We start from the raw sequence: 21,433 nt of genomic DNA, 5'->3' as shown, positions 1-21,433 counted from the left end.
ACCTCTCAGAGAACTACTAAACGTCGGCGACCTTGCGGCCCTTGTACTCCATGAACAGCGGGGTGCCCGCGGAGTCTTCGACGACCTTCGCGCGGTGCGGGAGGCTGTAGGTGGTCTTGCCGTTCTCGATGGTCTTGACGAGCGTGGGGACCTCGGCCTTCCACTGCGAACGACGCGCGTGGGTGTTGGAGCGTGACTGCTTCCGCTTCGGAACCGCCATGATTTTCTCTCTTCTTCTCGGCCTGCCCTGCGCTGTTCAGCACACGGCCGGGGTTCGTGGACCCGCGACTAGTTTTCGTCGGAGTCCGTGTCTGTGGAAGCTGCCGTATTTCCAGACCCAGTCAGTCCGGCCAGCGCCGACCATCTCGGATCGATCGCTTCGGGTGCAGGGGCCGCCGGCTGATCGGCCAGTCGCTCGCCCGTCACCGGGTCGAGGCCTGGGCAATCCGGCGTGCACACCGGCTGGAACGGCAGCGACAAAACCACCGTATCCCTGATCAGAGGTTCGAGATCGACATGGTCGTCGTGAACCTCGTGATCGAAAGCTTCGTCAGAAGAATACGCGAAAAGCTCCTGGAATTCGACTTCGACAGGCAGAGTGATCTCGCGCAGGCATCGCCCGCACTCCCCGTCGGCCTCGCTGGAGACCTCGGCACTCACCAGGATGCCCTCGTGCACCGACTCGAGGCGCACGTCGACATGCAGTTCTTCGCCGGCCTGAACGGCCACCAGGCCTTCGCCCAGCTTCTCTTTCACCGCCACGTCGAAGGAGTGCTCGCGCATCTCCCCCGGCTTGTGGAGGAGGTCGCGCACGTTGACCGTGAAAGGGGTCTTCTTGAATGTGCTCACTACGAGATTCTACCCGAGTCAGCGACCCCCGGGGCCGCTCACGAGGCGGGAGAGCTCTGCACCGTCGGCCTCGCGCCCGGAGATGAGCTGCACGGCATCCGGGATCTCCGCGCCGGCACGATAGGCACTCACCCACCCCGCCTTTCCGCACCCGGTGCACGCCTCTGGATTCACCACCACCGTGTTCGGCGTGGCCTTCGACGGCAGGATCTTGCGCTTCTCCACGGGAGTCAGCGCCTGCGCAGCCGCCCAGTCCGCGTGGGTGATGGCACGAACCAGCTCGGGACCGTCGGCTGCGGCATAAGCGAGATCAGGCAGCTCTTCCACGCGCGCAGTGCACGCCCGGCACACGCGATGGAATGCCGCCCGAATGCCGAGGCCGATGCCGAGAAGACCGAGCAGCCCCATCACGGGGGCGAGGGCGAACACTTTGCCGACGGTGCGCCGACTCTCCTCCTGCCCGAACACCAGAAGGAGGACGGCGGTCACGGCGAGTACGACGAACACGACTCCGACGACCAGGGCGATCGCCGCCGTGCGGTTAGGGGTGAACTTTTTCCGGATCATTCCTCGACTTTACTCGATGAATGCTCATTATCGTCAGGGGCGAGGCGGGTTGCGGTGGGCGTTGGCGGCGACCACGGCGTCGGCCTCGGCGCGGAGGGCGTCGACGACCGTGCGGACGGCGAGGCGCTCGGCGCGGTCGGGGCGCATGAGGGCGAAGATGTGGCGCTCCGAGACGACGCCGCGCAGGTTCTTCAGCACGATCTCGCTGCGGTAGGCGCCGCCGGCCGTGTAGCAGGGCAGGATGGCGATGCCGAGGCCGTTCGCCACGAAGGCCTCGGTCACCCGGGTGTCGCCGAAGCGCTGCACCACGTTCATGGGTGTGCCGGCGGCGGTCGAGATGTCTTGGATGGCCCGCTCGAACGGGTAGCCCCAGGGCACGCCGATCCAGCGCTCGCCGATGAGGTCCTCGGGGTCGAGCAGCTCCTTCGAGGCCAGCGGATGCCCCGGCGGCAGCGCGATGTCCAAAGGCTCGGTCATCAACTTCACGACCGTGATCTCGTTCGAGGGCCAGTTCATGGCGGAGGGCGAGGCGGTGTGCGCCAGCACGATGTCGAAGTCGGCGGTGAGAGCCGGGAAGTCGTCGCTCTCGGGATCGCGGTCCGAGCAGTGCAGCGTCAGCCCGCCGATGGCGTCGAGCCGCTTCACCGTGCCCGGCAGCAGCATCTGCCCGCCGGTCGGGAACGTGGCCAGTGACACCTCACCGGTGGGGTCGTTGCGGAACTCGTCCCAGAGCGCGTTCGCGTGCTCGATCGCCACGGCCACGTCGGCGGCGCTGCGCGCCAGAGCCCGCCCCGCATCCGTCAGCACGATCCCGCGGCCGGCCTTCTCGGTCAGCGGCAGGCCCGCCTCACGCTCGAGAACACGCAGTTGCTGCGATACCGCCGACGGGGTGCGGTGCGTCGCGCGGGCGACCTCGGTGATGCTCCCTCGCTCGGCGAGTTCACGCAGCAGTTCGAGCCGGCGTACGTCCATGAAGGAATCCTACACCGTAATTGCAGAATCAATCGATTGTGCTTAACACCTCGGCGCTGCCACGGTGAAGTCATCCGGCCCGCAGACGACCGGAGCATCCACCCGAGGAGGCCCCCTGATGATCGCACTGGTTCTGTTCGCCCTGGTGGCCCTCGCCGGCATTGTCGGCTCGATCGCCGTGCTGGCCCGCGACGGCTATCGTCGCGAGCCGGCACGCCGACCGGCCGGCTGGTATCAGACCTGCACGTCGAGCGAGCCGAACGCCTCGTCGTAGATCGCCAGCGCCTTCTGCACCTCGGCCTCGGTCACCACGCACGGCGGCACCACGTGCAGCCGGTTGTCGGCGAAGAACGGCAGCAGGCCCCGCGCGAGCAGCGCGGCCTTCAACTCGCCGATGACGGATGCCGGCACCGGGGCGTGCGTCGCCCGGTCGGTCACCAGGTCGAGCGCCCAGAACACGCCGAGCCCGCGCACCTCGCCGATCACCTCGTACTTCTCGGCCAGCGCAGCCAGCCCCGGGGCCAGCACCTCGCGCCCGATCCGCTCGGCGTTGTCGACGATCCCCTCCGACTCCATCGCGTCGATGGTGCCGACGATCGCAGCCATGGCCAGCGGATGCCCCGAGTACGTCAGTCCGCCCGGGAAGACGGCGTCGTCGAAGGTCTCGGCGATCGACGGCGAGATGATCACTCCGCCGGCCGGCACGTAACCCGAATTGACGCCCTTGGCGAAGGTGATGAGGTCGGGCTCCACGAGCCCACCCTCCTGCGGGGCGAGCGACTGGAACGCGAACCACCCTCCGGTGCGTCCGAACCCGGCCATCACCTCGTCGAAGATCAGCACGATCCCGTACTTGTCGGCCAACGCCCGCACCCCGCTGAGGTACCCGGGCGGCGGCACGAGTACGCCCGCCGTGCCCGGCACCGTCTCGATCAGGATCGCGGCGATCCCCGCCGGCCCCTCGGCCTGGATGATGCGCTCGAGGTGGTGCAGCGCCCGCGAGCACTCCTCCTCGACGGAGGTCGACCAGAACTCGGAGCGGTACGCGAACGGTCCGAAGAAGTGGGCGTGCCCCCGCGCATACTCGTTCGGCACCCGCCGCCAGTCGCCGGTGGCCACCACGGCCGCCCCCGTGTTCCCGTGGTACGACCGGTACTGCGACAGCACCTTGTCGCGCCCTGTGTAGAGCCGGGCCATCCGGATGGCATTCTCGTTGGCATCCGCACCCCCGTTGGTGAAGAACACCTTGCTGAACGACGGACCGGCCTTCTCCAAGATCAGCTGAGCGGCCTTGCCCCGCGTCAGGTTCGCATGAGCCGGTGCCACCGTGGTCAGCAGGTCGGCCTGCGCCTTGATGGCGTCGACGACCGCCGGATGCTGATGCCCGATGTTCGTGTTCACCAACTGCGACGAGAAGTCGAGGTACTGGTTCCCCTCGAAGTCCCACACCGTCGAGCCGGCCCCACCGGCGATCACCATCGGCTTCAGCGCCCCCTGAGCCGACCACGAATGGAACACATGCGCCCGATCCAACTCAAGCGCCAGCTGCTGGTCTCCCGGATCGAGTTCCATGCCTTTTCCCTAATTCTCTTGTCTGCATCGACTTGTACTACCAGCAGTCGATCCGGGGGTGTTCCGGCCTCCGCCGCCTTTGAGCTCTGCTCAACCCCTAGGCGGAGGACGGAACACCCCCGGATCGACGAACAGCGAGACTACTCGCCGCCCTCCTTCAACGTCACAGAGATCGGCTTGTAATCCGTTCCCATGACGTCAACACCCTCGTCCTTCAACTCGGCCAGAGCCTTCTCCACGTACTCGTTCGAGAACGCAGTAGCCGGCGGCTCCTCCGTGATCACGGTCGCACCCGTCTCGTTCGGCGTGTCCATCGCGATGGAGACCGTCTGGTCCCACTGGTCCTGGTTGATGGTTCCGACGCCCGAGGTGGAGGGCCAGATCAGCTTGTTGACCTCGTTGGTCATCCAGAGCTGGTGGCTCTCGCCGAGCTGCGAGCCCGCGGCGGTCACGATCTTCGCGGCCTCCTCGGGGTTGTCGCGGGCGTACGCCCAGCCTTCGATCGAGGCCTTGATGAACTTGACCGCGGTGTCGGCGTAGTCCGAGTCCGAAGCCAGGCGGTCGCTGTCGGCCCAGATGGCGTCCTGCAGCATGGCCGTGCCCTCGGTGTTCCAGTCGATCACGTTGAGCTCGTCGGGAGTGAAGAGCTCGCCGGTCGCGGGGTTCACCGACTCGAGAACCTGCGCGTACTCGTTGTACGTCATCGCCTGGGCGGCCTGGATGTCGCCGGCCAGGAAGCCGTTCATGTCGAAGGCCTGCGAGACGAGCGAGATGTCGGAGAGGTTCACCTTGTCCTTCGCCATGCCGGCGAACAGCTCCCACTCGTTGCCGTAGCCCCAGCTGCCGACGGTCTTGCCCTTGAGGTCGGCGACCGAGGTGATGTTCTGGTCCTTCATCGAGATCTGGGTGGTGCCCGAGCGCTCGAAGATCTGCGCGATGTCGGTGACGGCGGCGCCCTGCTCGATCGAGCCGAGCACCTTCGGCACCCAGGAGATGGCGAAGTCGGCGTCGCCGCCGGTGAGCACGTCGATCGGGACGATGTCGGCGGCGCCCTCGAGGATGGTGACGTCGAGCCCCTCCTTCTCGTAGAAGCCCTGGTCGAGTGCGGCGTAGTAGCCCGCGAACTGCGCCTGCGAGAACCACTGCAGCTGCAGGCTCACCGGGGTCAGGTCGCCGGATGCGGCGTCGGTGGAGTCGCCGGAGCCCGAGCTCGAGCCTCCGCTGGAACAGCCGGCGAGCGCGAGTGCCGTGACGGCGAGCGCTCCGACGCCGGTGATGAGACGTGTGCTGCGTTTCATGCTTCCTCCTAGTGGATGGTGCTGCGGATGGTGCGGGTGGAGCGACCGGATGCGCGGTGGTGCGGGGCATCCGGGGTCTGGTGGGCCGGCTACCGGTTCGGCTTGTAGTGGCGGGTGGCGAACGTCTCGATGGCCAGGGTGACGCAGTAGAAGAGGAGCCCGACGAGGATGGCGCCGAGCACGTAGGCCCAGGCCAGCTGGTAGTTCGACGACGAGGCGGCCGAGGTGATCGACTTGCCGAGGCCGCCGACGGGGCCGCCGAAGTACTCGGCGATCAGCGCCGAGATCACGGCGAGGCTCGACGCGATCCGCAGCCCGGTGAAGATGAACGGCAGGGCGCCGGGCACCGTGACCGTGCGGGTGGTCTGCCAGGCGGATGCCGCGTAGACGTGCATCAGGTCGCGGTGCACCGGGCGCACCTGGCGAAGCCCCCGCAGCGTGTTGATGTAGACGGGGATGAACACGGCGATCGCCGCGACGAGCTGCCGCGCGGTCTCGGCTCCCGCCCCGAACATCGTGTAAAGCACGGGGGCGAGGGCCACGATCGGCACCACGGCGAGCGCCGCGATCACGGCCGCGCTCAGCTCGTCGATCACGCGGACGAGCGCCGAGACGATGGCGAACAGGATGCCCAGCACTCCCCCGATGACGAGCCCGACGAGGGCGTTGCCGCCGGTCACCAGGGCGCCCGCGAGCACCGTGTCGAGGTTCGAGCCGAACTGCTCGCCGATGGCCAGCGGCCCGGGCACGATGAACGGCTTGATCTCGAACGCCACGATCAGCAGCTGCCAGAGCGCTAGCGCGGCCACGCCGAGCAGCACCGGCGCGAGCACGGTGCGCAGGCGGCCGGCCGAGGCGTTCATCGGGTCTCCACCCCGCGGATGCCGACCGGCGCCTCGCCGTGCAGCAGTTCGCGCACCTTGCTGACGTTCTCGAAGAAGGCCTCGTTCTCGCGCAGCTGCTCGGTGCGTTCGGCGGCGCTCCCGAGCGAGACCGTGAGGATGTCGCGGATGCGCCCGGGCCGCGGCGACATCACGACGACGCGGTTGGAGAGGTACACGGCCTCCGGGATGGAGTGCGTGACGAACACCACGGCGGCGCCGGTCTCGGCGGTGATGCGCACGAGCTCGGTCTGCATCCGCTCGCGGGTCATCTCGTCGAGCGCTCCGAAGGGCTCGTCCATCAGCAGCAGCCGGGGGCTCTCTGCGAGCGAGCGGGCGATCGCGACGCGCTGCTGCATGCCGCCCGAGAGCTGGTCGGGGTAGCTCTCGGCGAAGTCGGAGAGGCCGACCAGCGCGAGCAGCTCGGCCGAGCGCGCCTTGCGGGCGGCGGCGCCCACGCCGTGCAGCTCGAGCGGCAGCTCGATGTTCGCGGTGACCGTGCGCCAGGGCAGCAGGCCCGCCTGCTGGAAGGCGATGCCGTACTCCTGGTCGATCCGGGCCTGGCGGGCGGTCTTGCCGAACACCGAGATCGTGCCCGTGGTGGGCGTGTCGAGATCGGCAATCAGGCGCAGCAGCGTCGACTTGCCGCATCCGGAGGGCCCGATCAGCGACACGAACTCGCCCGGTGCCACCGTGAGCTCGATCTTCTCCAGCGCCGTGACGGTGGCCTTCTTCTTGCCGGTGAAGATCTTGTCGACCCCGGTGACCAGAACTGCGGATGCCTCGCTCACGCGGGCACCTCCCCTCTGCGGTAACGGCGGAGCACGACTCCGAGCAGTGCGATGAAGCCGGCGGCGACGAGGCCGACCGCGATGGCTCCGAAGATGGGTGCCCAGGTCTTGGCGGGATCGCCGGAGGCCTGCTGGGCGTATTCGATGATCATCCGGCCGATGCCGCCGCGCAGGCCGATCGACACCTCGGCGACGACCGTGCCGATGACGGCGTTGGCGGCCGCGAGGCGCAGCGCCGGCAGCAGGTACGGCACGCTGGCCGGCAGGCGCAGGGTGAACAGCGTCTTCCACCAGCCGACCCCGTAGCTGCGGAACAGCTCGACGTGGATGGCGTCGGGCGAGTTGAGCCCGCGGAGGGCGCCGATCGACACCGGGAAGAACGCGAGGTAGGAGGCGATCACGGCCACCGACATCCAGTTCTCCCAGGTGAAGTCGCCGAACTCGAGCTGCGAACCCCAGCGGCGCACCAGCGGGGCGATGGCGATCAGCGGAACGGTCTGGCTGAGGATGATCCACGGCAGCACCGCCGACTCGGCCGTGCGGAAGCGCTGCATCAGCACGGCCAGCAGCAGCCCGACGGCCACGCCGACCACCCAGCCCACGGCGGCGACGCCGAGGGTGAACACGGCGGCCTGCGCCACGGCCAGCCACACCGGCTGGGCGTTGCGGCCCGATCCGGTCTCGCCGAACAGCCGGCCCACCATGTCCCAGACGTGCGGCATGGCGAGGTCGGTGGTGCGCGGCAGGATGGTGAGGTCGCCCACGACGACTCCGGATGCGGGGCCGAGCGCCTTGTACAGCTCCCAGAGCACCATCAGCAGCAGCACGCCGCCGACGCCGAAGGCGATCCGCTTCAGCACCGCATTGCCGCGGGGCGCGTTCTGCCCGCCCGGGCCGGAGCGCGGCCGGGGAGCCTTCGCGCGAGCGCTCGACGAGGGGGCTGCGGTCATGCCTTGGCCGTGATGTGCTCGCGGATGGCGGGCATCACCGTCTCGCTGTACACGCGGAGGGTCTCCTCCTTGTTGTCGTGCTGCAGGTACCCGGCGAACTGGTCGACTCCGATGTCTTTGAACTGCTGGAGCTTCGCGATGTGGTCCTCGGCGGTGCCGAGGATGCAGAAGCGGTCGACGATGTCGTCGGGCACGAAGTCGGCGTGCGTGTTGCCGGCCCGGCCGTGCTCGTTGTAGTCGTAGCCCTCGCGGCCCTTGATGTAGTCGGTGAGCGCCTGCGGAACCGCGCCATCCGTTCCGTACTTCGAGACGATGTCGGCCACGTGGTTGCCCACCATGCCGCCGAACCAGCGGCACTGGTCGCGCATGTGCTCCCAGTCGTCGCCGATGTACATCGGGGCGGCCACGCAGAACGTGATGGCATCGGGGTCGCGGCCCACGTTCTCGGCGGCCTGGCGCACGGTGGCGATCATCCACTTGGCGATGTCGACGTCGCCGCACTGCAGGATGAAGCCGTCGCCGACCTCACCGGTGAGCTTCAGCGCGAGGGGACCGTAGGCGGCCACCCACATCTCGAGCTCGGAGCCGTGGCTCCACGGGAACTGCAGGGTGGCCCCGTTGTACTCGACCGAGCGCGACGACGCCAGCTCGCGGATGACGTGGATCGACTCCCGCAGCGCCTTCAGCGTGGTGGGCGCCCCGTTGGTGACGCGCACCGCCGAGTCGCCGCGGCCGATGCCGCACACCGTGCGGTTGCCGTACATCTCGTTGAGCGTGGCGTAGACGGATGCCGTGACCGTCCAGTCGCGCGTGGCCGGGTTGGTGACCATCGGGCCGACCTTGATCTTGTGCGTCTCGGCGAGGATCTGCGAGTAAATCACGTAGGGCTCCTGCCAGAGCAGGTGCGAGTCGAAGGTCCAGAAGTAGTCGAAACCGTACTGCTCGCTGAGCTTCGCCAGTCCCACCGTGCGGGCGGCGGGCGGGTTGGTCTGTACGACGACGCCGAAATCCATGCTGTGTGTCTCTCTCTCAGATCAGGTACTGGCTCAGGCCGCGCTTGAAGTACGCACCGTCGCCCTTGGCGCCGAGGTAGGCGTTGTCGTCGACGATCTTGCGGCCGCGCGAGAACACGGTGTCGACGTGGCCGTCGATCTCGTAGCCCTCCCAGGCCGAGTAGTCCATGTTCATGTGGTGGGTGCGGCCCTCGCCGATGCCGATCGAGGTGTGGCCGTTCGGGTCGTAGATCACCACGTCGCCGTCGGCGCCGGGCTGGATGACGCCCTTCTTGCCGTAGATGCCGAACATCCGCGCCGGCGTCGTGCTGGTCAGCTCCACCCAGCGCGGGAGCGAGATCTCACCCATCACGACGCCCTGGTAGATCAGGTCCATCCGGTGCTCGACCGAGCCGATGCCGTTCGGGATCTTCGAGAAGTTCCCGATCCCCATGTCTTTCTGGCCCTTCATGCAGAAGGGGCAGTGGTCGGTGGAGATGACCTGGAGGTCGTTCGTGCGCAGGCCCTGCCACATGTGGTGCTGGTGGCCCTCGTGCTTGGAGCGCAGCGGGGTGGAGCACACCCACTTCGCGCCCTCGAAGTCGCCCCACTGCTCGCTCGTGGCGCCCAGCTGGTCTTCGAGCGACAGGTAGAGGTACTGCGGGCAGGTCTCGGCGAACACGTTCTGGCCGGTGTCGCGGGCCTGGGTGATCTGCGCGAGCGCCTCCTTGGCGGAGACGTGCACGATGTAGAGCGGGGCGCCGGTGAGGTTCGCGAGCATGATCGCGCGGTGCGTGGCCTCCTCCTCGGCCTGCCAGGGGCGGGAGACGCCGTGGTAGAACGGGGTCGTCTCGCCGCGCTCGATGTGCTGCTGCACGAGCAGGTCGATGACCGAGCCGTTCTCGGCGTGCATCATCATCAGCGCCCCGTTCGAGGCGCCCTTCTGCATGGCCTTGACGATCTGGCCGTCGTCGCTCAGGAACACGCCCTTGTAGGCCATGAAGAGCTTGAAGGAGGTGACGCCCTCGTTGATCAGCTCATCCATGGCCGTCAGCGAGCTGTCCTGCACGTCGGAGAGGATCTGGTGGAAGCCGTAGTCGACCGCGCACTGGCCGGCCGCCTTCTCCTGCCACAGGTTGTACTGGTCGAGGATGTTCTCGCCCGCGTACTGCACCACGAAGTCGATGATCGACGTGGTGCCGCCGTGCGCCGCGGCCCGGGTACCGGTCTCGAAGGTGTCGCTCGCGAACGTGCCGCCGAACGGCATCTCCATGTGCGTGTGCGCGTCGATCCCGCCGGGGATCACGTACTTGCCGGCCGCATCCACGACCTCGTCGACGTTGCCCGCGAGGTCGAACCCGAGCAGGGTGCTGCCGGGTGCGAGCACCGCGGCGATGGTGTCGCCGTCGATCAGCACGTCCGCCTGCGCCGTGCCGGTCGCATTCACGACGGTTCCGTTGGTGATCAGGGTCTTGGTCATCGTCAGCTCCGTTGCTCGCTCGGTGGTTACGGTTTCGGGATGCTCGTGTACGAGTCGGGGCGACGGTCGCGGTAGAACTGCCAGTCGTCGCGCACGGCCCGGATCATGTCGAGGTCGAGGTCGCGGATGACGAGCTCCTCCTCGTCGCCCGAGGCGTAGCCGCCCACGATGTTGCCCTGCGGGTCGGCGAACTGGCTCGTGCCGTAGAAGGTGACGGCGAGGTCGCCGTATTCGTTGTCCTCGCGGCCCACGCGGTTGGGGGCGGCCACGAAGTAGCCGTTGGCGGCCGCGGCCGCGGGCTGCTCGAGCTCCCACAGACGGTTCGAGAGGCCGGGCTTGGTGGCGTTGGGGTTGAACACGATCTGGGCGCCGTTCAGGCCGAGCTCGCGCCATCCCTCGGGGAAGTGGCGGTCGTAGCAGATGTAGACGCCGATCTTGCCCACGGCGGTGTCGAACACCGGGTAGCCCAGGTTGCCCGGACGGAAGTAGAACTTCTCCCAGAAGCGGTCGACGTGCGGGATGTGGTGCTTGCGGTACGAGCCGAGGATCGTGCCGTCGGCATCCACCACCACGGCGGTGTTGTAGTAGATGCCCGGCTGGTCTTCCTCGTAGATCGGCAGGATGATCACGAGGCCGAGCTCTTTGGCCAGCGCCGCGAAGCGCTGCACGATCGGGCCGTCGGCCGCCTCGGCGTAGGCGTAGTACCTCTTGTCCTGCGTGATGCCGAAGTAGGGGCCGTAGAACAGCTCCTGGAAGCAGATCACCTGCGCGCCCTCGGCCGCCGCGTCACGGGCGAACTGCTCGTGCTTGGCGATCATGGATTCCTTGTCGCCCGTCCAGGACGCCTGGGTGATCGCCGCTCGGATCGTCGCCATCTGCACTGCCTTTCGGTGAGGGACGAGCAGCTTGTCTCCGCAGCCCGTTTTGTTATTATTCGGTCTGAACATTTCTCGTGTGTTTCAGACTGTGACGCGAGAGTAAATATGTCAAGAGTTGCGAGCACCACCCCCGGTGGGCTATCACCGGGTCCTTCGACGAATCGGAGCCAGATGCTCGACACGATCGTGGAGGCGGTCGAACACCGCACTCCGGAGGGCATCGCCGCCGCCATCTCGCGGCTCATCCGCACGGGAGCGCTGAACGCCGGCGACCGGCTGCCGACCGTTCGCGACGTGGCCTCGAACCTCGGGGTGAGCCCCGCCACGGTGAGCAGCGCCTGGCAGGCGCTCAGCGGGGTGGGACTCATCACCTCGCGCGGCCGGGCCGGCAGCTTCGTGCTGCAGGCGACCGCGCCGTGGATGCCGCCGCACTTCGGCGAACTCGCCGGCTCGCACGTCGTGGCCCGGCTCGACCTCTCGACCGGAACACCCGATCCGCTGCTGCTGCCCGACCTGTCGGCCGCCCTCACCAAGCTGCCCACCCGCGCCGACACCGCCAGCTACCTCTCCAGCCCCGTGCTGCCCGAGCTGGAGCGGCACCTGCGGGCATCCTGGTCCTATTCCGTCGGCTCGCTGACGATCGTCGACGGCGCCCTCGACGCCGTCTCGCGCTCGCTCGAGACCCTCGTGCGCTTCGGTGACCGGGTCGTCGTCGAGAACCCCGGCTTCCCGCCCTTCCTCGACCTGCTGGAGCACCTGGGGGTCGAGCGGATCCCGGTGGAGCTCGACGCCGAGGGGATGCGACCCGACCAGCTCGCCCGGGCCCTGCTGCTGAACCCCGTGGCGATCATCCTGCAGCCGCGCGCCCACAACCCCACGGGCATCTCGATGACGGCGGGGCGGATGCGCGAGCTCGCGCGGGTGCTGCGGGCGCACGAGCACCTGGGCGATCCGGTGATCATCGAAGACGACCACTCGGGAGAGATCTCGTCGTCGCCGTCGCAGAGCCTCGGCGCCTGGCTGCCGCAGCGCACACTGCACATCCGCAGCTACGCCAAGTCGCACGGGCCCGATCTGCGGATCGCGGCGCTCGGCGGCCCGGAGGCGCTGATCGACCGGATCGTGGCCAGACGGATGCTGGGCCCGGGATGGACCTCGCGGATGCTGCAGACCATCCTCTACCAGCTGCTCACGGCGAGCGTCTCGGTGAACGCCGTGCACGACGCGCGGCGGATCTACCAGGCCCGGCAGCGGATGCTCTCGGAGGCCCTGGTGCGCAACGGGGTGCCGCACACCGCGTCGGACGGCATCAACACCTGGATCCCCGTGGCCGACGAGAAGGCGGCGATCGTGACGCTCGCGGCCAGCGGCATCCGCGTGGCGGCGGGGTCGACGTTCTCGACGGCGCCGGGCGGCGGGCAGTTCCTACGCGTGACCGCGGGGCGGGTCAGCGAGGACTTCGAGCTCGTCGGCGGTCTGCTCGCGGCGGCCGCGCTGGCTCAGGCCCGCTGAGGCGCGGGCGCGGGCGCGTGCGCGTGCGGCGCGTCCGGCGCGTGCGGAGGCCAGCACGATCACCGCGAGGGCAGCGGCGCTGAAGGCGGCGCCCGTCCACAGGGGCGAGGTGTAGCCCAGGCCGGCGGCGATGGTGAGGCCGCCGATCCAGGCTCCGAGTGCGTTGCCGATGTTGAACGACGCGATGTTGGCGCTGGAGGCGAGGGTGGGGGCCGCGGGGGCGAAATCCATCACCCGGGTCTGCAGAGCGGGAACCGTGCCGAAGCCGAAAGCCCCCATCAGCACGAGCGCGATCACCGTGGCGATCTGGTTCTGCGCCGTGAGCGCGAACGCGGCCATCACCGCGGTGAGAGCCGCCAGCATCACGATCAGGGTGCGGTCGACGGATCGCTCGGCGAGGCGCCCGCCCACGAGGTTCCCGGCGAACAGGCCGATCCCGAACACCACGAGCAGCCACGGCACCACGGAGGCGTCGAAGCCGCTCACCCCGGTGAGCGTGTAGGCGATGTAGGTGAACGCACCGAACATGCCGCCGAAGCCCAGCACGGTCACCACGATCGAGAACCAGACCTGGCCGGAGCGGAAGGCGCTCAGCTCCGAACGGATGCTCGAGCGGGCGGGCGCATCCGTCGCGGCTTCGTCGCTCCCGCCGGCCCGCGCCTTCTCGGGGGCGGGCACGAGGGCCGCGATGCCCGCCAGGGCGATCACGCCGATCACCGTGATGGCCCAGAAGGTGGCCCGCCAGCCGTAGGCCTGGCCGATGAAGGTCCCGAAGGGCACACCCAGCACGTTGGCCAGGGTGAGCCCCGTGAACATCACGGCGATGGCGCTCGCACGCTTCTCGGGTGCGACGAGGGAGGCCGCGACCACGGCTCCGATACCGAAGAACGCGCCGTGGCACAGAGCGGCCACGACGCGGCCGGCGAGCATTACGCCGTAGTCGGGGGCGAGCGCCGAGACGAGGTTGCCCACGATGAACAGCACGAGCAGCCCCATCAGCACGGGCTTGCGGGGCAGTCGCGTCACGGCGAGCGTCACCGCCACCGCACCCACGGCCACGCTCAGCGCATAGCCCGAGATGAGCCAGCCGGCCGTGGCCTCGTCGACGCCGAAGTCGGCGGCCACCTCGGGGAGGAGCCCCGCGATCACGAACTCGGTGAGGCCGATGCCGAATCCGCCGAGGGCGAGGGCGATGAGGCCGAGGGGCATGGCTGTCTCCTGGTGTGGTCGGTTATGATTACTTGCACACGCGGGATAATGCGTGGCCGAGTTAGATAGTTGCACACGCTTACTATTAGCGCAAGCAAGCTTTCGTGGATGCAGGGAGCTCTCGTGGGAATCGCCGACGATGCCGTGGAGATCCGCGCGCAGGGGTGGCGCACGCTCGCCGCACTGCACGCGCTGCTCGAGACCCGGCTCGAGCAGGCGCTGGGAGCATCCGCGTCCCTGTCGGTGGTCGAGTTCACCGTGCTCGACGCCCTCGGCCGGCAAGACGGCTGGCACATGCGGATGCAGCAGCTGGCGCGCGCCTCGGCACTCTCCCCGAGCGCCACGACGCGCTTGGTGAACCGGCTGGAGGATCGGGGCCTGTTGCGCCGCGTGCTCTGCGCCGACGATCGCCGGGGCATCTACACCGAGCTCACTCCCGCGGGCCAGTCGCTGCTGGCGACGGCACGCCCGGTGCACGACGAGGTGCTGGAGCAGGCCCTCGACGAGGCCGCCTCGGCACCCGAACTCGCCCCCCTGGTGGCGGCACTGCACACGCCGGCGCTCACTCTCTGACCGATCGACGATCCGTGGGGAGGATGAAATCGTTCGCCTGACGTCCCGGGGTTCTCGATGGGATTGAATGGTGACGTGAAGATCACGGTGCTGGCGGGCGGAGTCGGGGGTGCGAGGTTCCTGCGGGGGCTTCGCACGCAGTTGCGGAAGGCGTATCCGAACGGCGACGGAGGGTCGACCGCCGAGATCACGGCGGTGGTGAACACCGGCGACGACATGTGGCTCACAGGGCTGCGGGTGTGCCCCGACCTCGACTCGATCATGTACACCCTCGGCGGCGCCAACGACGACGAGCGTGGCTGGGGCCGCAAGGGCGAGAGCGAACGGGTCTCGGCCGAACTCACCGCCTACGGCGTCGGCTGGCCGTGGTTCACGCTCGGCGATCTCGACCTCGGCACCCACATCGCCCGTTCGAGCTTTCTGCGCGACGGCCTGACGCTCACCGAGGCCACCGCACGCCTCGCCGAACGCTGGAACCTCGGCATCCGGCTCCTTCCGATGAGCGACCAGTCCGTCGAGACCCACGTCGAGATCGAGCTCGACGGCCGGCGCCGCATCGTGCACTTCGAGGAGTGGTGGGTGAAGCACCGTGCCACCGTGCCCGCCAAGCGCTTCATCCAGGTGGGGGTCGACGCGGCCTCGCCCACGGCCGAGGTGCGGCACGCCATCGCGCACGCCGACATCGTGCTCATCGCCCCGTCGAACCCCGTCGTCTCGATCGGCACCATCCTCGGGGTGCCGGGCCTGCGGGCGGCCCTGCGCGAGGCGAAGGCGCCGATCGTGGGGGTCTCCCCCATCATCTCCGGCGCGGCCGTGCGCGGCATGGCGGACGCCTGCCTCACGGCGATCGGTGTCGAGACCACCGCCGCAGCGGTCGCCAAGCACTACGGCTCCCGCCGCCGCAGCACCACCGGCCTGCTCGACGCCTGGCTGGTCGACGAGACGGATGCCGCATCCGTCCCCGTGCTCGAGGCGGCCGGCATCCGCACCCGCGCCGTCCCCCTCTGGATGCGCGACGCCGACACCAGCGCCCAGCTCGCCGCCGACGCCCTGGCGGCCGCCCTCCCCTGACCTTCCCCGGCGCGGGAGCGAACGACGCTAAGCGGCCCGGATCGCGATCAGCCAGGCGTAGACGGCCATCGAGATCGCGTAGACGGCGATCACGATGGCGTAGCCGTAGAAGTGCACCCGGGCGGGCTGGTTGCGCTTGATCCACCAGCCGAACATCCGGAACGCCCAGGGCACGAAGAGCCAGCCGAGCAGCTGGGTCGACACCAGGTTGCCGATGAACAGCGAAAGCCAGAACGGCACCCCGTGGTCGTCGAACAGCGGCGCCGCCACGAAGTAGCCCCAGAGGAACACGATCGGGTAGAGCATCATGAGCACCAGCAGGTTGCTCTTGAACACCGGATCGGGCAGCGGTTTGTCCTTCTGCCCGCTCCAGAAGCCGAAACCGTAGCTCGCCTTGGTGAGCGACAGCTTCTCGTTGTACGCCTTGCCGACTTCCAGCAGCGCCTTGCGCTCGGGCGAGTCGATCCAGGCGTTCAGGTGCGCGTCGGTGTCGAAGCTGAGGATGACCACCCAGTCCTCCTGCACCCCGGGCACCGGCCGCTCGATCTTGTGGCCGAGGAATCCGTCGAAACGCGACTCCACCGCCGAGATCTCGCGCTGCCAGTCGAGGTAGGCCGACTCGTCCTCCGGCGCCACCTTGCTCGAGATGAGCACCGACGCCGCCTCGGAGGGATGCTTCGCCTCCTCGGTGAACAGGTGCACGTCGTCGTTGCCGATGAACTCGTCGCGGATCTCCGTCATCAGCTGCTGGCGCTCGGCGCTCTGCAGCCAGCCGCGCGCCGAGTCGACGTCGCGGAAGCGCTGCACCACCACCCAGTCCACCTGCAGCGGCGGGTCGGGACGGATGACCTGCCGGTCGAGAAAACCGGGCCACTGGGCGATGTGCTCGCCCACCCGCTCCTGCCAGGCCGCGTACGTCTCGTAGCTCGACTCCGCCAGGCGCCGGTGCACGACCAGAGCGACCGGACCGCCGGCCTTCTCCGCCGCCGCCGTTCCCGCGCTGGTCTCGGTCACGGCAGTCACGCCTTCTGGTAGGCGAGCTCGCCCATCACCCAGGTCTGGTCGACGGCGCGCTCGTCGGCGACCATCATGATGCCGAACAGCAGGTCGGTGACGGTCTGCAGGTTCAGCACGTCGCCGGCCTTCTCCAGCAGCAGCGAGGCGTGCCACGGCGCGGCGGGCGGACCCTGGGTCCAGTCGAGGGCGACGAAGTCGGCCTCCTTGCCGATGTCGAAGGTGCCGACCTTGTCGTCGATGTACAGCGACTCGGCACCACCGCGGGTGAGGAGGTAGAAGGCGCGCAGCGAGGAGAGCTTGTTGCGCTCGGACTCGGCGAGGTCCTGGTCGCTCGGCACGATCGAGCCGTCGAGGATGGTGTTCTGCAGCATCCCGACCTTGTAGGCGTCTTCGAGCGAGTTGAGCAGGCTGAAGCGGTTGCCGCCGCCCATGTCGGTGCCGATCGAGATGAGCACGCGGTGCTCCGGATCCAGCGCGCGGCCGAGGCGGAACAGGCCCGATCCGAGATACAGGTTCGAGCACGGGCAGAACGCCACGGCGGCGCCCTTGTCGCTGAAACGGCGGAACTCGTCGTTGGAGAGCCAGACACCGTGACCTCCGGTGAACTTCGGGCCGACGAGGTCGAACTTCTCGTAGACGCCGAGGTAGTCGGTGCAGTCGTCGTGCAGGGCGAGCACGCCGTGGATCTCGGCCGGGTTCTCCGAGATGTGGGTGTTGATCCACAGGTCGGGGTACTCCTGCTTGAGCGTGCGGCAGGCCTCCATCAGCTCCACCGAGGCGCCGAAGGCGAACCGCGGGGTGATGGCGTAGAGGTTGCGGCCGGTGCCGTGCCACTTCTCGATCAGCGTCTTCGAGTCGGCGTAGAACTGCTCGGGCGTGTTGGCGAAGTAGTCGGGCACGTGCGTGTCGATGCCGGTGAGGCCGCCGATCATGCGCATGTTGCGGCGCGAGGCCTCTTCGAAGAAGACCTCGTTGCAGGTGAGGCTGCCGGTGGTGAAGGTCTGTGCGGTGGTGGTGCCCGAGGCGAGCAGGTTGTCGAAGAAGTGCTTGGTGCCCTCTTCGGCGTAGTCGCGCTCGGCGTAGCGGTGCTCCTCCGGGAAGACCCACTTCTGCAGCCACGGCAGCAGCTGCTCGCCGTAGGCGCCGAGCACGCGGGTCTGCGGGAGGTGGATGTGGCCGTCGATGAAGCCGGGGAGGATGATCCGGTCGGCGATCTCGGTGACCTCGGCCTCCGGATGCTTCGGGGCGACCTCGGCGTACGGGCCGAAGTCCACGATGATGCCGTCGTCGATGACGAGCAGGCCGTCGAGCTCGAAGCGCACGGCGGCCTCTTCGTTCCCGACGTGCTTCCACGGGTCGTCGATGAAGTCGAGGAACGTGCCGCGAACCGCTTTCAATGCCATGAGATTCCCATTCTCTAGATGGGGAAATGCTGTCACACAAGGCAGGATCGCGGATGCTCCCGAACAGGGGGTTAAGGCCCTGAGGATCGAAAGGGGGGTGTGCTCGGGCGCCGCTCAGCGGGCGGCGATCAGGGGCGGTCGCCGGTGTTCGAGACGGACACCGTCGAGCTCGTCTTCTGGCCGTCGGCACCCACCACGGTGAAGGCGTAGACGTGGTCGTCGTAGCACTGGAAGTCGATCGTGATCGAGCCGCCGTCGGGCGACACCGACTGGTACGGAGCGGCCTGCGCATCCGAGGTGTCGACGCCGAACCAGGCCTTCGCTCCCCCGCTGCTGGACCAGCTGAACGTGATCGGCGTGCTCGCGAGGCCCGGGAAGCCCGGTGCGTCGACCGAGCACGGCACGGTGTTCTGCGAGGCCGAGAACGAGATGATCACGGGCGCGGCCACGCCGGGCTGCGGATCGGGGCCCGGGTCGGGATTCGGATCCGGGTCCGGGGCGGGATCGCTGGACGGCGACGCGGACGGCGACGCCGAGGTGGTGGGCGTCGGCGTGCTCGTCGCGGTGGGGCTCGGGGTCGCCGAGGCGGTCGAGGATGCGGTCGGAGCCGGGGTGTCGGCTCCGTTGCCGAAGACCAGGCCCAGCACCACGGCAACCAGGGCCAGCACGGCGACCGCGAGCACGATGATCCAGATCCAGGCCTTGGATCTCTTCGGTGGCGGTGAACCGGGTGGCGGTGAACTTGACGGCGGTGGGCTCGACGGCGGTGGGCTCGGCGGCACGGCACCGGACGGCGGCCCCGCCGGTGGGCCGACGGGCGGTCGGGGTGGCGTGGGCGGACTCGGAGGCGTGTTCGCCCCGGGAGGCAGCGGCGGGATCCCGCCCGCACCCGATCCGGAGCCGCCCGGCGGGAAGGCCGGGTACTTCTCGGTGGGACTGTCGCTCATGAGGGACCCCGATCCAGAACGCGCGTACCGGTCTAGAGGTCACCCTGGCACAGCCGGGCATCCCGCATCAAGACCCGGATGTCGCTCGCCGGACCCGAGGAACGGATGCTACGGCCGGGCGAATGCCCCGAGCGCCGCTTCGGGGCTCTCGTACGGCCCCGACCAGGCCTGAGCGGTGTGCAGCCGTGCCAGCTTGGCGTGCCAGCCGTCCTTCAGCTCGAACAGCACCGCGGTGGGCACCTCGGCCTCCCCCACGAACAGCAGAGCGCTCTTGTTCTCGTGAAACTCAATTCTCCCCATGCCCCCACGCTAACCCCGCCGTGTTTCAGCCGTATGAACCCCACGTGAAACCCGTAACACGGTGACACCCACAAGACCTCACGCATCAACCCCGACACCCGCGTGGCACCACGCAACAGGCCCTACTCGACGACCCAAGGTGAGCGTGTGGCCGACGGGTGCGAGCGAAGCCCGCGCCCGTCGACCGCGCGCTCACATGTCGCCCTGCGCCGGGCAGGGACCGGCGCAGCAGCGGACGCCGAGCGAAGCCCGGCGCCCGCGCAATCTACTCAGTGTCAGAGTCGACCCAGTCGAGGGTCTTCGTGACGGCCTTCTTCCAGTTGCGCAGCTGGCGCTCGCGCTCGGCGTCGTCCATGTTGGGCGTCCAGCGCGAGTCCTCCTGCCAGTTGGCGCGGAGCTCGTCGAGCGAACCCCAGAAGCCCACCGCCAGGCCGGCCGCGTACGCCGCACCGAGCGCCGTGGTCTCGGCCACGACGGGCCGCACCACGGGCACGCCCAGGATGTCGGCCTGGAACTGCATCAGGGTGTTGTTGGCGATCATGCCGCCGTCGACCTTGAGCTCGGTGAGGTCGACGCCGGAGTCGGCGTTGACCGCATCCAGCACCTCGCGGGTCTGGAACGCGGTCGCCTCGAGGGCGGCCCGGGCGATGTGCCCCTTGTTCACGTAGCGGGTCAGGCCTACGAGCGCACCACGGGCATCCGACCGCCAGTACGGAGCGAACAGCCCCGAGAACGCCGGCACGAAGTACGCGCCGCCGTTGTCGTCGACCGTCTTGGCCAGCTCCTCCACCTCGGGGGCGGAGGAGATGATGCCGAGGTTGTCGCGCAGCCACTGGATGAGCGAACCGGTCACCGCGATCGAGCCCTCGAGCGCGTAGTGCGCCGGGGCGTCGCCGAGCTTGTAGCCGAGGGTGGTGAGCAGTCCGTTCTTGGAGTGCACGATCTCGGTGTCGGTGTTGAAGATCAGGAAGTTGCCGGTGCCGTAGGTGTTCTTCGACTCGCCGGCGTCGAACGCGGCCTGACCGAAGGTGGCGGCCTGCTGGTCGCCCAGGATGCCCGCCACGGGGACCTCGCGCAGCAGGTTGGACGACTCGACCTGGCCGTAGACCTCGGAGGAGCTCTTGATCTCGGGCAGCATGGACTTCGGCACGCCGAAGGCCTCGAGGATGTCGTCGCGCCACTGCAGCGTCTCGAGATCCATGAAGAGGGTGCGCGAGGCGTTCGTCACGTCGGTGGCGTGCACGCCGCCTTCGGTGCCGCCGGTGAGGTTCCAGAGAACCCACGAGTCGGTGGTGCCGAACAGCAGGTCGCCGGCGTCGGCGGCCTCGCGGGCCCCTTCGACGTTCTCCAGGATCCAGACGATCTTGGTGCCCGAGAAGTAGGTCGCGAGCGGGAGGCCCACGATCTGCTTGAAGCGCTCGACGCCCAGGTCGCTGTCGGCCGCGAGGCGGTCGACGATCGACTGCGTGCGGGTGTCCTGCCACACGATGGCGTTGTAGACGGGCTTGCCGGTGTTCTTGTTCCACACCACCGCGGTCTCGCGCTGGTTGGTGATGCCCACCGAGGCGATGTCGTGGCGGGTCAGGTCGGCCTTCGAGAGAGCCTGCCCGATGACCTCGCGCACGTTGTCCCAGATCTCGATCGGGTCGTGCTCGACCCAGCCGGCCTTCGGGAAGATCTGCTCGTGCTCCTTCTGGCCGGTCGAGACGATCGTGCCGGCGTGGTCGAAGATGATCGCCCGCGAGGAGGTGGTGCCCTGGTCGATGGCCAGGACGTACTTCGTGTCAGTCATGTCTAACTCCTTTGTAGAGATGGTTCTGAGAGGTGTTCTGTTGGATCAGGGAGACGGATGCCCGGCTCAGGTGAGGATCGGCAGCAGCGGGATCGCGGCGAGGCCGGCGAGCACACCGCCGATGATCGGTCCCACCACCGGGACCCAGGAGTAGGACCAGTCCGAGGATCCCTTGCCCTTGATCGGCAGGAAGGCGTGCGCCAGGCGCGGGCCGAGGTCACGAGCCGGGTTGATCGCGTATCCCGTGGGGCCACCGAGCGACGCGCCGATCGCGATCACGAGCAGCGCCACCGGAAGGGCACCGAGGGCGGCGAGTCCGCCGTCGCCCTGACGGCCGCCGCCGAAACCGATCACCACGAACACCAGCACGAAGGTGCCG

23 protein-coding genes are annotated in these 21,433 nt (G+C 68.6%); 4 read left to right on the top strand and 19 right to left on the bottom strand.

Translation table 11 applies throughout. The features are described from left to right. Window positions 1–16: 16 nt before the first annotated feature. The 4 genes from rpmF to ACN4JJ_RS17010 form a co-directional block, all read right to left on the bottom strand. The gene (gene rpmF / locus ACN4JJ_RS17025; protein ID WP_440711090.1) at window positions 17–220 is read right to left on the bottom strand and encodes a 50S ribosomal protein L32; all 204 of its coding nucleotides are present in this window, start codon (window positions 218–220) and stop codon (window positions 17–19) included. A gap of 68 nt (window positions 221–288) precedes the next feature. Beyond that, window positions 289–783 (bottom strand): YceD family protein, encoded by a 495-nt coding sequence (locus tag ACN4JJ_RS17020; RefSeq protein WP_440711251.1) that lies wholly within the window; start codon window positions 781–783, stop codon window positions 289–291. A gap of 84 nt (window positions 784–867) precedes the next feature. Then, window positions 868–1,416 carry a hypothetical protein gene (locus tag ACN4JJ_RS17015; RefSeq protein ID WP_440711089.1) on the bottom strand — a complete coding sequence of 183 codons (549 nt, stop codon included), beginning with the start codon at window positions 1,414–1,416 and terminating at the stop codon, window positions 868–870. Window positions 1,417–1,449: 33 nt separating this feature from the next. Further along, window positions 1,450–2,388 (bottom strand): LysR family transcriptional regulator, encoded by a 939-nt coding sequence (locus tag ACN4JJ_RS17010; protein WP_440711088.1) that lies wholly within the window; start codon window positions 2,386–2,388, stop codon window positions 1,450–1,452. Window positions 2,389–2,506: 118 nt separating this feature from the next. Here ACN4JJ_RS17010 and ACN4JJ_RS17005 point away from each other — a divergent pair, with 118 nt between their 5' ends. Further along, the gene (locus tag ACN4JJ_RS17005; protein WP_440711087.1) at window positions 2,507–2,662 is read left to right on the top strand and encodes a hypothetical protein; all 156 of its coding nucleotides are present in this window, start codon (window positions 2,507–2,509) and stop codon (window positions 2,660–2,662) included. On the opposite strand, the gene ACN4JJ_RS17000 is transcribed toward ACN4JJ_RS17005, so the two are convergent. From ACN4JJ_RS17000 to ACN4JJ_RS16965, 8 genes are all read right to left on the bottom strand, one after another. After that, window positions 2,623–3,960, bottom strand: coding sequence for an aspartate aminotransferase family protein (locus ACN4JJ_RS17000; RefSeq protein WP_440711086.1), 1,338 nt, complete (start codon window positions 3,958–3,960; stop codon window positions 2,623–2,625). The two genes, ACN4JJ_RS17005 and ACN4JJ_RS17000, sit on opposite strands and share 40 nt — an antisense overlap. Window positions 3,961–4,100: 140 nt before the next feature. Continuing rightward, complete coding sequence (locus ACN4JJ_RS16995; RefSeq protein WP_440711085.1) at window positions 4,101–5,258, bottom strand: ABC transporter substrate-binding protein; 1,158 nt, start codon at window positions 5,256–5,258, stop codon at window positions 4,101–4,103. 89 nt (window positions 5,259–5,347) lie between these two features. Further along, window positions 5,348–6,121 (bottom strand): ABC transporter permease, encoded by a 774-nt coding sequence (locus tag ACN4JJ_RS16990; RefSeq protein WP_440711084.1) that lies wholly within the window; start codon window positions 6,119–6,121, stop codon window positions 5,348–5,350. Continuing rightward, window positions 6,118–6,930 carry an ABC transporter ATP-binding protein gene (locus ACN4JJ_RS16985; protein ID WP_440711083.1) on the bottom strand — a complete coding sequence of 271 codons (813 nt, stop codon included), beginning with the start codon at window positions 6,928–6,930 and terminating at the stop codon, window positions 6,118–6,120. The genes ACN4JJ_RS16990 and ACN4JJ_RS16985 overlap by 4 nt, the downstream gene beginning before the upstream one ends. Continuing rightward, window positions 6,927–7,880 carry an ABC transporter permease gene (locus ACN4JJ_RS16980; RefSeq protein ID WP_440711082.1) on the bottom strand — a complete coding sequence of 318 codons (954 nt, stop codon included), beginning with the start codon at window positions 7,878–7,880 and terminating at the stop codon, window positions 6,927–6,929. The genes ACN4JJ_RS16985 and ACN4JJ_RS16980 overlap by 4 nt, the downstream gene beginning before the upstream one ends. Next, entirely contained in the window at window positions 7,877–8,893 is a 1,017-nt protein-coding gene (locus ACN4JJ_RS16975) for a TIGR03842 family LLM class F420-dependent oxidoreductase (protein ID WP_440711081.1), read from the bottom strand. The genes ACN4JJ_RS16980 and ACN4JJ_RS16975 overlap by 4 nt, the downstream gene beginning before the upstream one ends. 16 nt (window positions 8,894–8,909) lie before the next feature. Continuing rightward, complete coding sequence (gene hydA / locus ACN4JJ_RS16970; RefSeq protein ID WP_440711080.1) at window positions 8,910–10,352, bottom strand: dihydropyrimidinase; 1,443 nt, start codon at window positions 10,350–10,352, stop codon at window positions 8,910–8,912. Window positions 10,353–10,378: 26 nt separating this feature from the next. Further along, a complete protein-coding gene (locus ACN4JJ_RS16965; RefSeq protein WP_440711079.1) occupies window positions 10,379–11,227 on the bottom strand; it encodes a nitrilase-related carbon-nitrogen hydrolase in 849 nt (282 codons plus the stop codon). Between the two features lie 174 nt (window positions 11,228–11,401). Between ACN4JJ_RS16965 and ACN4JJ_RS16960 the strand changes: the two genes are divergently transcribed. Then, complete coding sequence (locus ACN4JJ_RS16960; RefSeq protein WP_440711078.1) at window positions 11,402–12,742, top strand: aminotransferase class I/II-fold pyridoxal phosphate-dependent enzyme; 1,341 nt, start codon at window positions 11,402–11,404, stop codon at window positions 12,740–12,742. Here ACN4JJ_RS16960 and ACN4JJ_RS16955 read toward each other — a convergent pair. Beyond that, window positions 12,656–13,951, bottom strand: coding sequence for an MFS transporter (locus ACN4JJ_RS16955; RefSeq protein WP_440711077.1), 1,296 nt, complete (start codon window positions 13,949–13,951; stop codon window positions 12,656–12,658). The two genes, ACN4JJ_RS16960 and ACN4JJ_RS16955, sit on opposite strands and share 87 nt — an antisense overlap. Before the next feature lie 123 nt (window positions 13,952–14,074). Between ACN4JJ_RS16955 and ACN4JJ_RS16950 the strand changes: the two genes are divergently transcribed. Both ACN4JJ_RS16950 and cofD read left to right on the top strand, forming a co-directional pair. Beyond that, entirely contained in the window at window positions 14,075–14,524 is a 450-nt protein-coding gene (locus ACN4JJ_RS16950) for a MarR family winged helix-turn-helix transcriptional regulator (protein ID WP_440711076.1), read from the top strand. Window positions 14,525–14,599: 75 nt separating this feature from the next. Further along, a complete protein-coding gene (gene cofD / locus ACN4JJ_RS16945) occupies window positions 14,600–15,595 on the top strand; it encodes a 2-phospho-L-lactate transferase (protein WP_440711075.1) in 996 nt (331 codons plus the stop codon). Window positions 15,596–15,622: 27 nt separating this feature from the next. Here the strand turns inward: cofD and ACN4JJ_RS16940 are convergent, their stop codons facing one another. The 6 genes from ACN4JJ_RS16940 to ACN4JJ_RS16915 form a co-directional block, all read right to left on the bottom strand. Then, window positions 15,623–16,609, bottom strand: a complete 987-nt coding sequence (locus tag ACN4JJ_RS16940; protein WP_440711074.1) for a hypothetical protein — start codon at window positions 16,607–16,609, stop codon at window positions 15,623–15,625. Between the two features lie 5 nt (window positions 16,610–16,614). Next, a complete protein-coding gene (gene guaD / locus ACN4JJ_RS16935; RefSeq protein WP_440711073.1) occupies window positions 16,615–18,015 on the bottom strand; it encodes a guanine deaminase in 1,401 nt (466 codons plus the stop codon). A 128-nt stretch (window positions 18,016–18,143) separates the two neighbouring features. Further along, window positions 18,144–18,698 (bottom strand): hypothetical protein, encoded by a 555-nt coding sequence (locus tag ACN4JJ_RS16930; RefSeq protein WP_440711072.1) that lies wholly within the window; start codon window positions 18,696–18,698, stop codon window positions 18,144–18,146. Window positions 18,699–19,070: 372 nt separating this feature from the next. After that, entirely contained in the window at window positions 19,071–19,262 is a 192-nt protein-coding gene (locus ACN4JJ_RS16925; RefSeq protein WP_291049989.1) for a hypothetical protein, read from the bottom strand. A 265-nt stretch (window positions 19,263–19,527) separates the two neighbouring features. Then, a complete protein-coding gene (glpK, locus tag ACN4JJ_RS16920; RefSeq protein WP_440711071.1) occupies window positions 19,528–21,054 on the bottom strand; it encodes a glycerol kinase GlpK in 1,527 nt (508 codons plus the stop codon). A 66-nt stretch (window positions 21,055–21,120) separates the two neighbouring features. Continuing rightward, window positions 21,121–21,433, bottom strand: a 313-nt coding sequence (locus ACN4JJ_RS16915) for an MIP/aquaporin family protein (RefSeq protein WP_440711070.1), incomplete at its 5' end; no start/stop codon positions are given.

It is taken from the genome of Herbiconiux dendrobii (assembly GCF_052048175.1).
GTDB lineage: Bacteria > Actinomycetota > Actinomycetes > Actinomycetales > Microbacteriaceae > Herbiconiux.
The sequence above is the reverse complement of the archived record's forward strand: the minus strand, read 5'-3'. Positions and strand labels throughout refer to the sequence as shown.

What these genes read in the sequence shown, in the direction of transcription:
- ACN4JJ_RS17020 (WP_440711251.1), bottom strand. Translation starts at nt 783, where the DNA reads ATGCGCGAGCACTCCTTCGACGTGGCGGTGAAAGAGAAGCTGGGCGAA.
- guaD (WP_440711073.1), bottom strand. Translation starts at nt 18,015, where the DNA reads ATGGCATTGAAAGCGGTTCGCGGCACGTTCCTCGACTTCATCGACGAC.
- glpK (WP_440711071.1), bottom strand. Translation starts at nt 21,054, where the DNA reads ATGACTGACACGAAGTACGTCCTGGCCATCGACCAGGGCACCACCTCC.
- ACN4JJ_RS16975 (WP_440711081.1), bottom strand. Translation starts at nt 8,893, where the DNA reads ATGGATTTCGGCGTCGTCGTACAGACCAACCCGCCCGCCGCCCGCACG.
- ACN4JJ_RS17000 (WP_440711086.1), bottom strand. Translation starts at nt 3,960, where the DNA reads ATGGAACTCGATCCGGGAGACCAGCAGCTGGCGCTTGAGTTGGATCGG.
- ACN4JJ_RS17010 (WP_440711088.1), bottom strand. Translation starts at nt 2,388, where the DNA reads ATGGACGTACGCCGGCTCGAACTGCTGCGTGAACTCGCCGAGCGAGGG.
- ACN4JJ_RS16980 (WP_440711082.1), bottom strand. Translation starts at nt 7,880, where the DNA reads ATGACCGCAGCCCCCTCGTCGAGCGCTCGCGCGAAGGCTCCCCGGCCG.
- ACN4JJ_RS17015 (WP_440711089.1), bottom strand. Translation starts at nt 1,416, where the DNA reads ATGATCCGGAAAAAGTTCACCCCTAACCGCACGGCGGCGATCGCCCTG.
- ACN4JJ_RS16990 (WP_440711084.1), bottom strand. Translation starts at nt 6,121, where the DNA reads ATGAACGCCTCGGCCGGCCGCCTGCGCACCGTGCTCGCGCCGGTGCTG.
- ACN4JJ_RS17005 (WP_440711087.1), top strand. Translation starts at nt 2,507, where the DNA reads ATGATCGCACTGGTTCTGTTCGCCCTGGTGGCCCTCGCCGGCATTGTC.
- ACN4JJ_RS16995 (WP_440711085.1), bottom strand. Translation starts at nt 5,258, where the DNA reads ATGAAACGCAGCACACGTCTCATCACCGGCGTCGGAGCGCTCGCCGTC.
- ACN4JJ_RS16965 (WP_440711079.1), bottom strand. Translation starts at nt 11,227, where the DNA reads ATGGCGACGATCCGAGCGGCGATCACCCAGGCGTCCTGGACGGGCGAC.
- ACN4JJ_RS16955 (WP_440711077.1), bottom strand. Translation starts at nt 13,951, where the DNA reads ATGCCCCTCGGCCTCATCGCCCTCGCCCTCGGCGGATTCGGCATCGGC.
- hydA (WP_440711080.1), bottom strand. Translation starts at nt 10,352, where the DNA reads ATGACCAAGACCCTGATCACCAACGGAACCGTCGTGAATGCGACCGGC.
- rpmF (WP_440711090.1), bottom strand. Translation starts at nt 220, where the DNA reads ATGGCGGTTCCGAAGCGGAAGCAGTCACGCTCCAACACCCACGCGCGT.
- ACN4JJ_RS16960 (WP_440711078.1), top strand. Translation starts at nt 11,402, where the DNA reads ATGCTCGACACGATCGTGGAGGCGGTCGAACACCGCACTCCGGAGGGC.
- ACN4JJ_RS16925 (WP_291049989.1), bottom strand. Translation starts at nt 19,262, where the DNA reads ATGGGGAGAATTGAGTTTCACGAGAACAAGAGCGCTCTGCTGTTCGTG.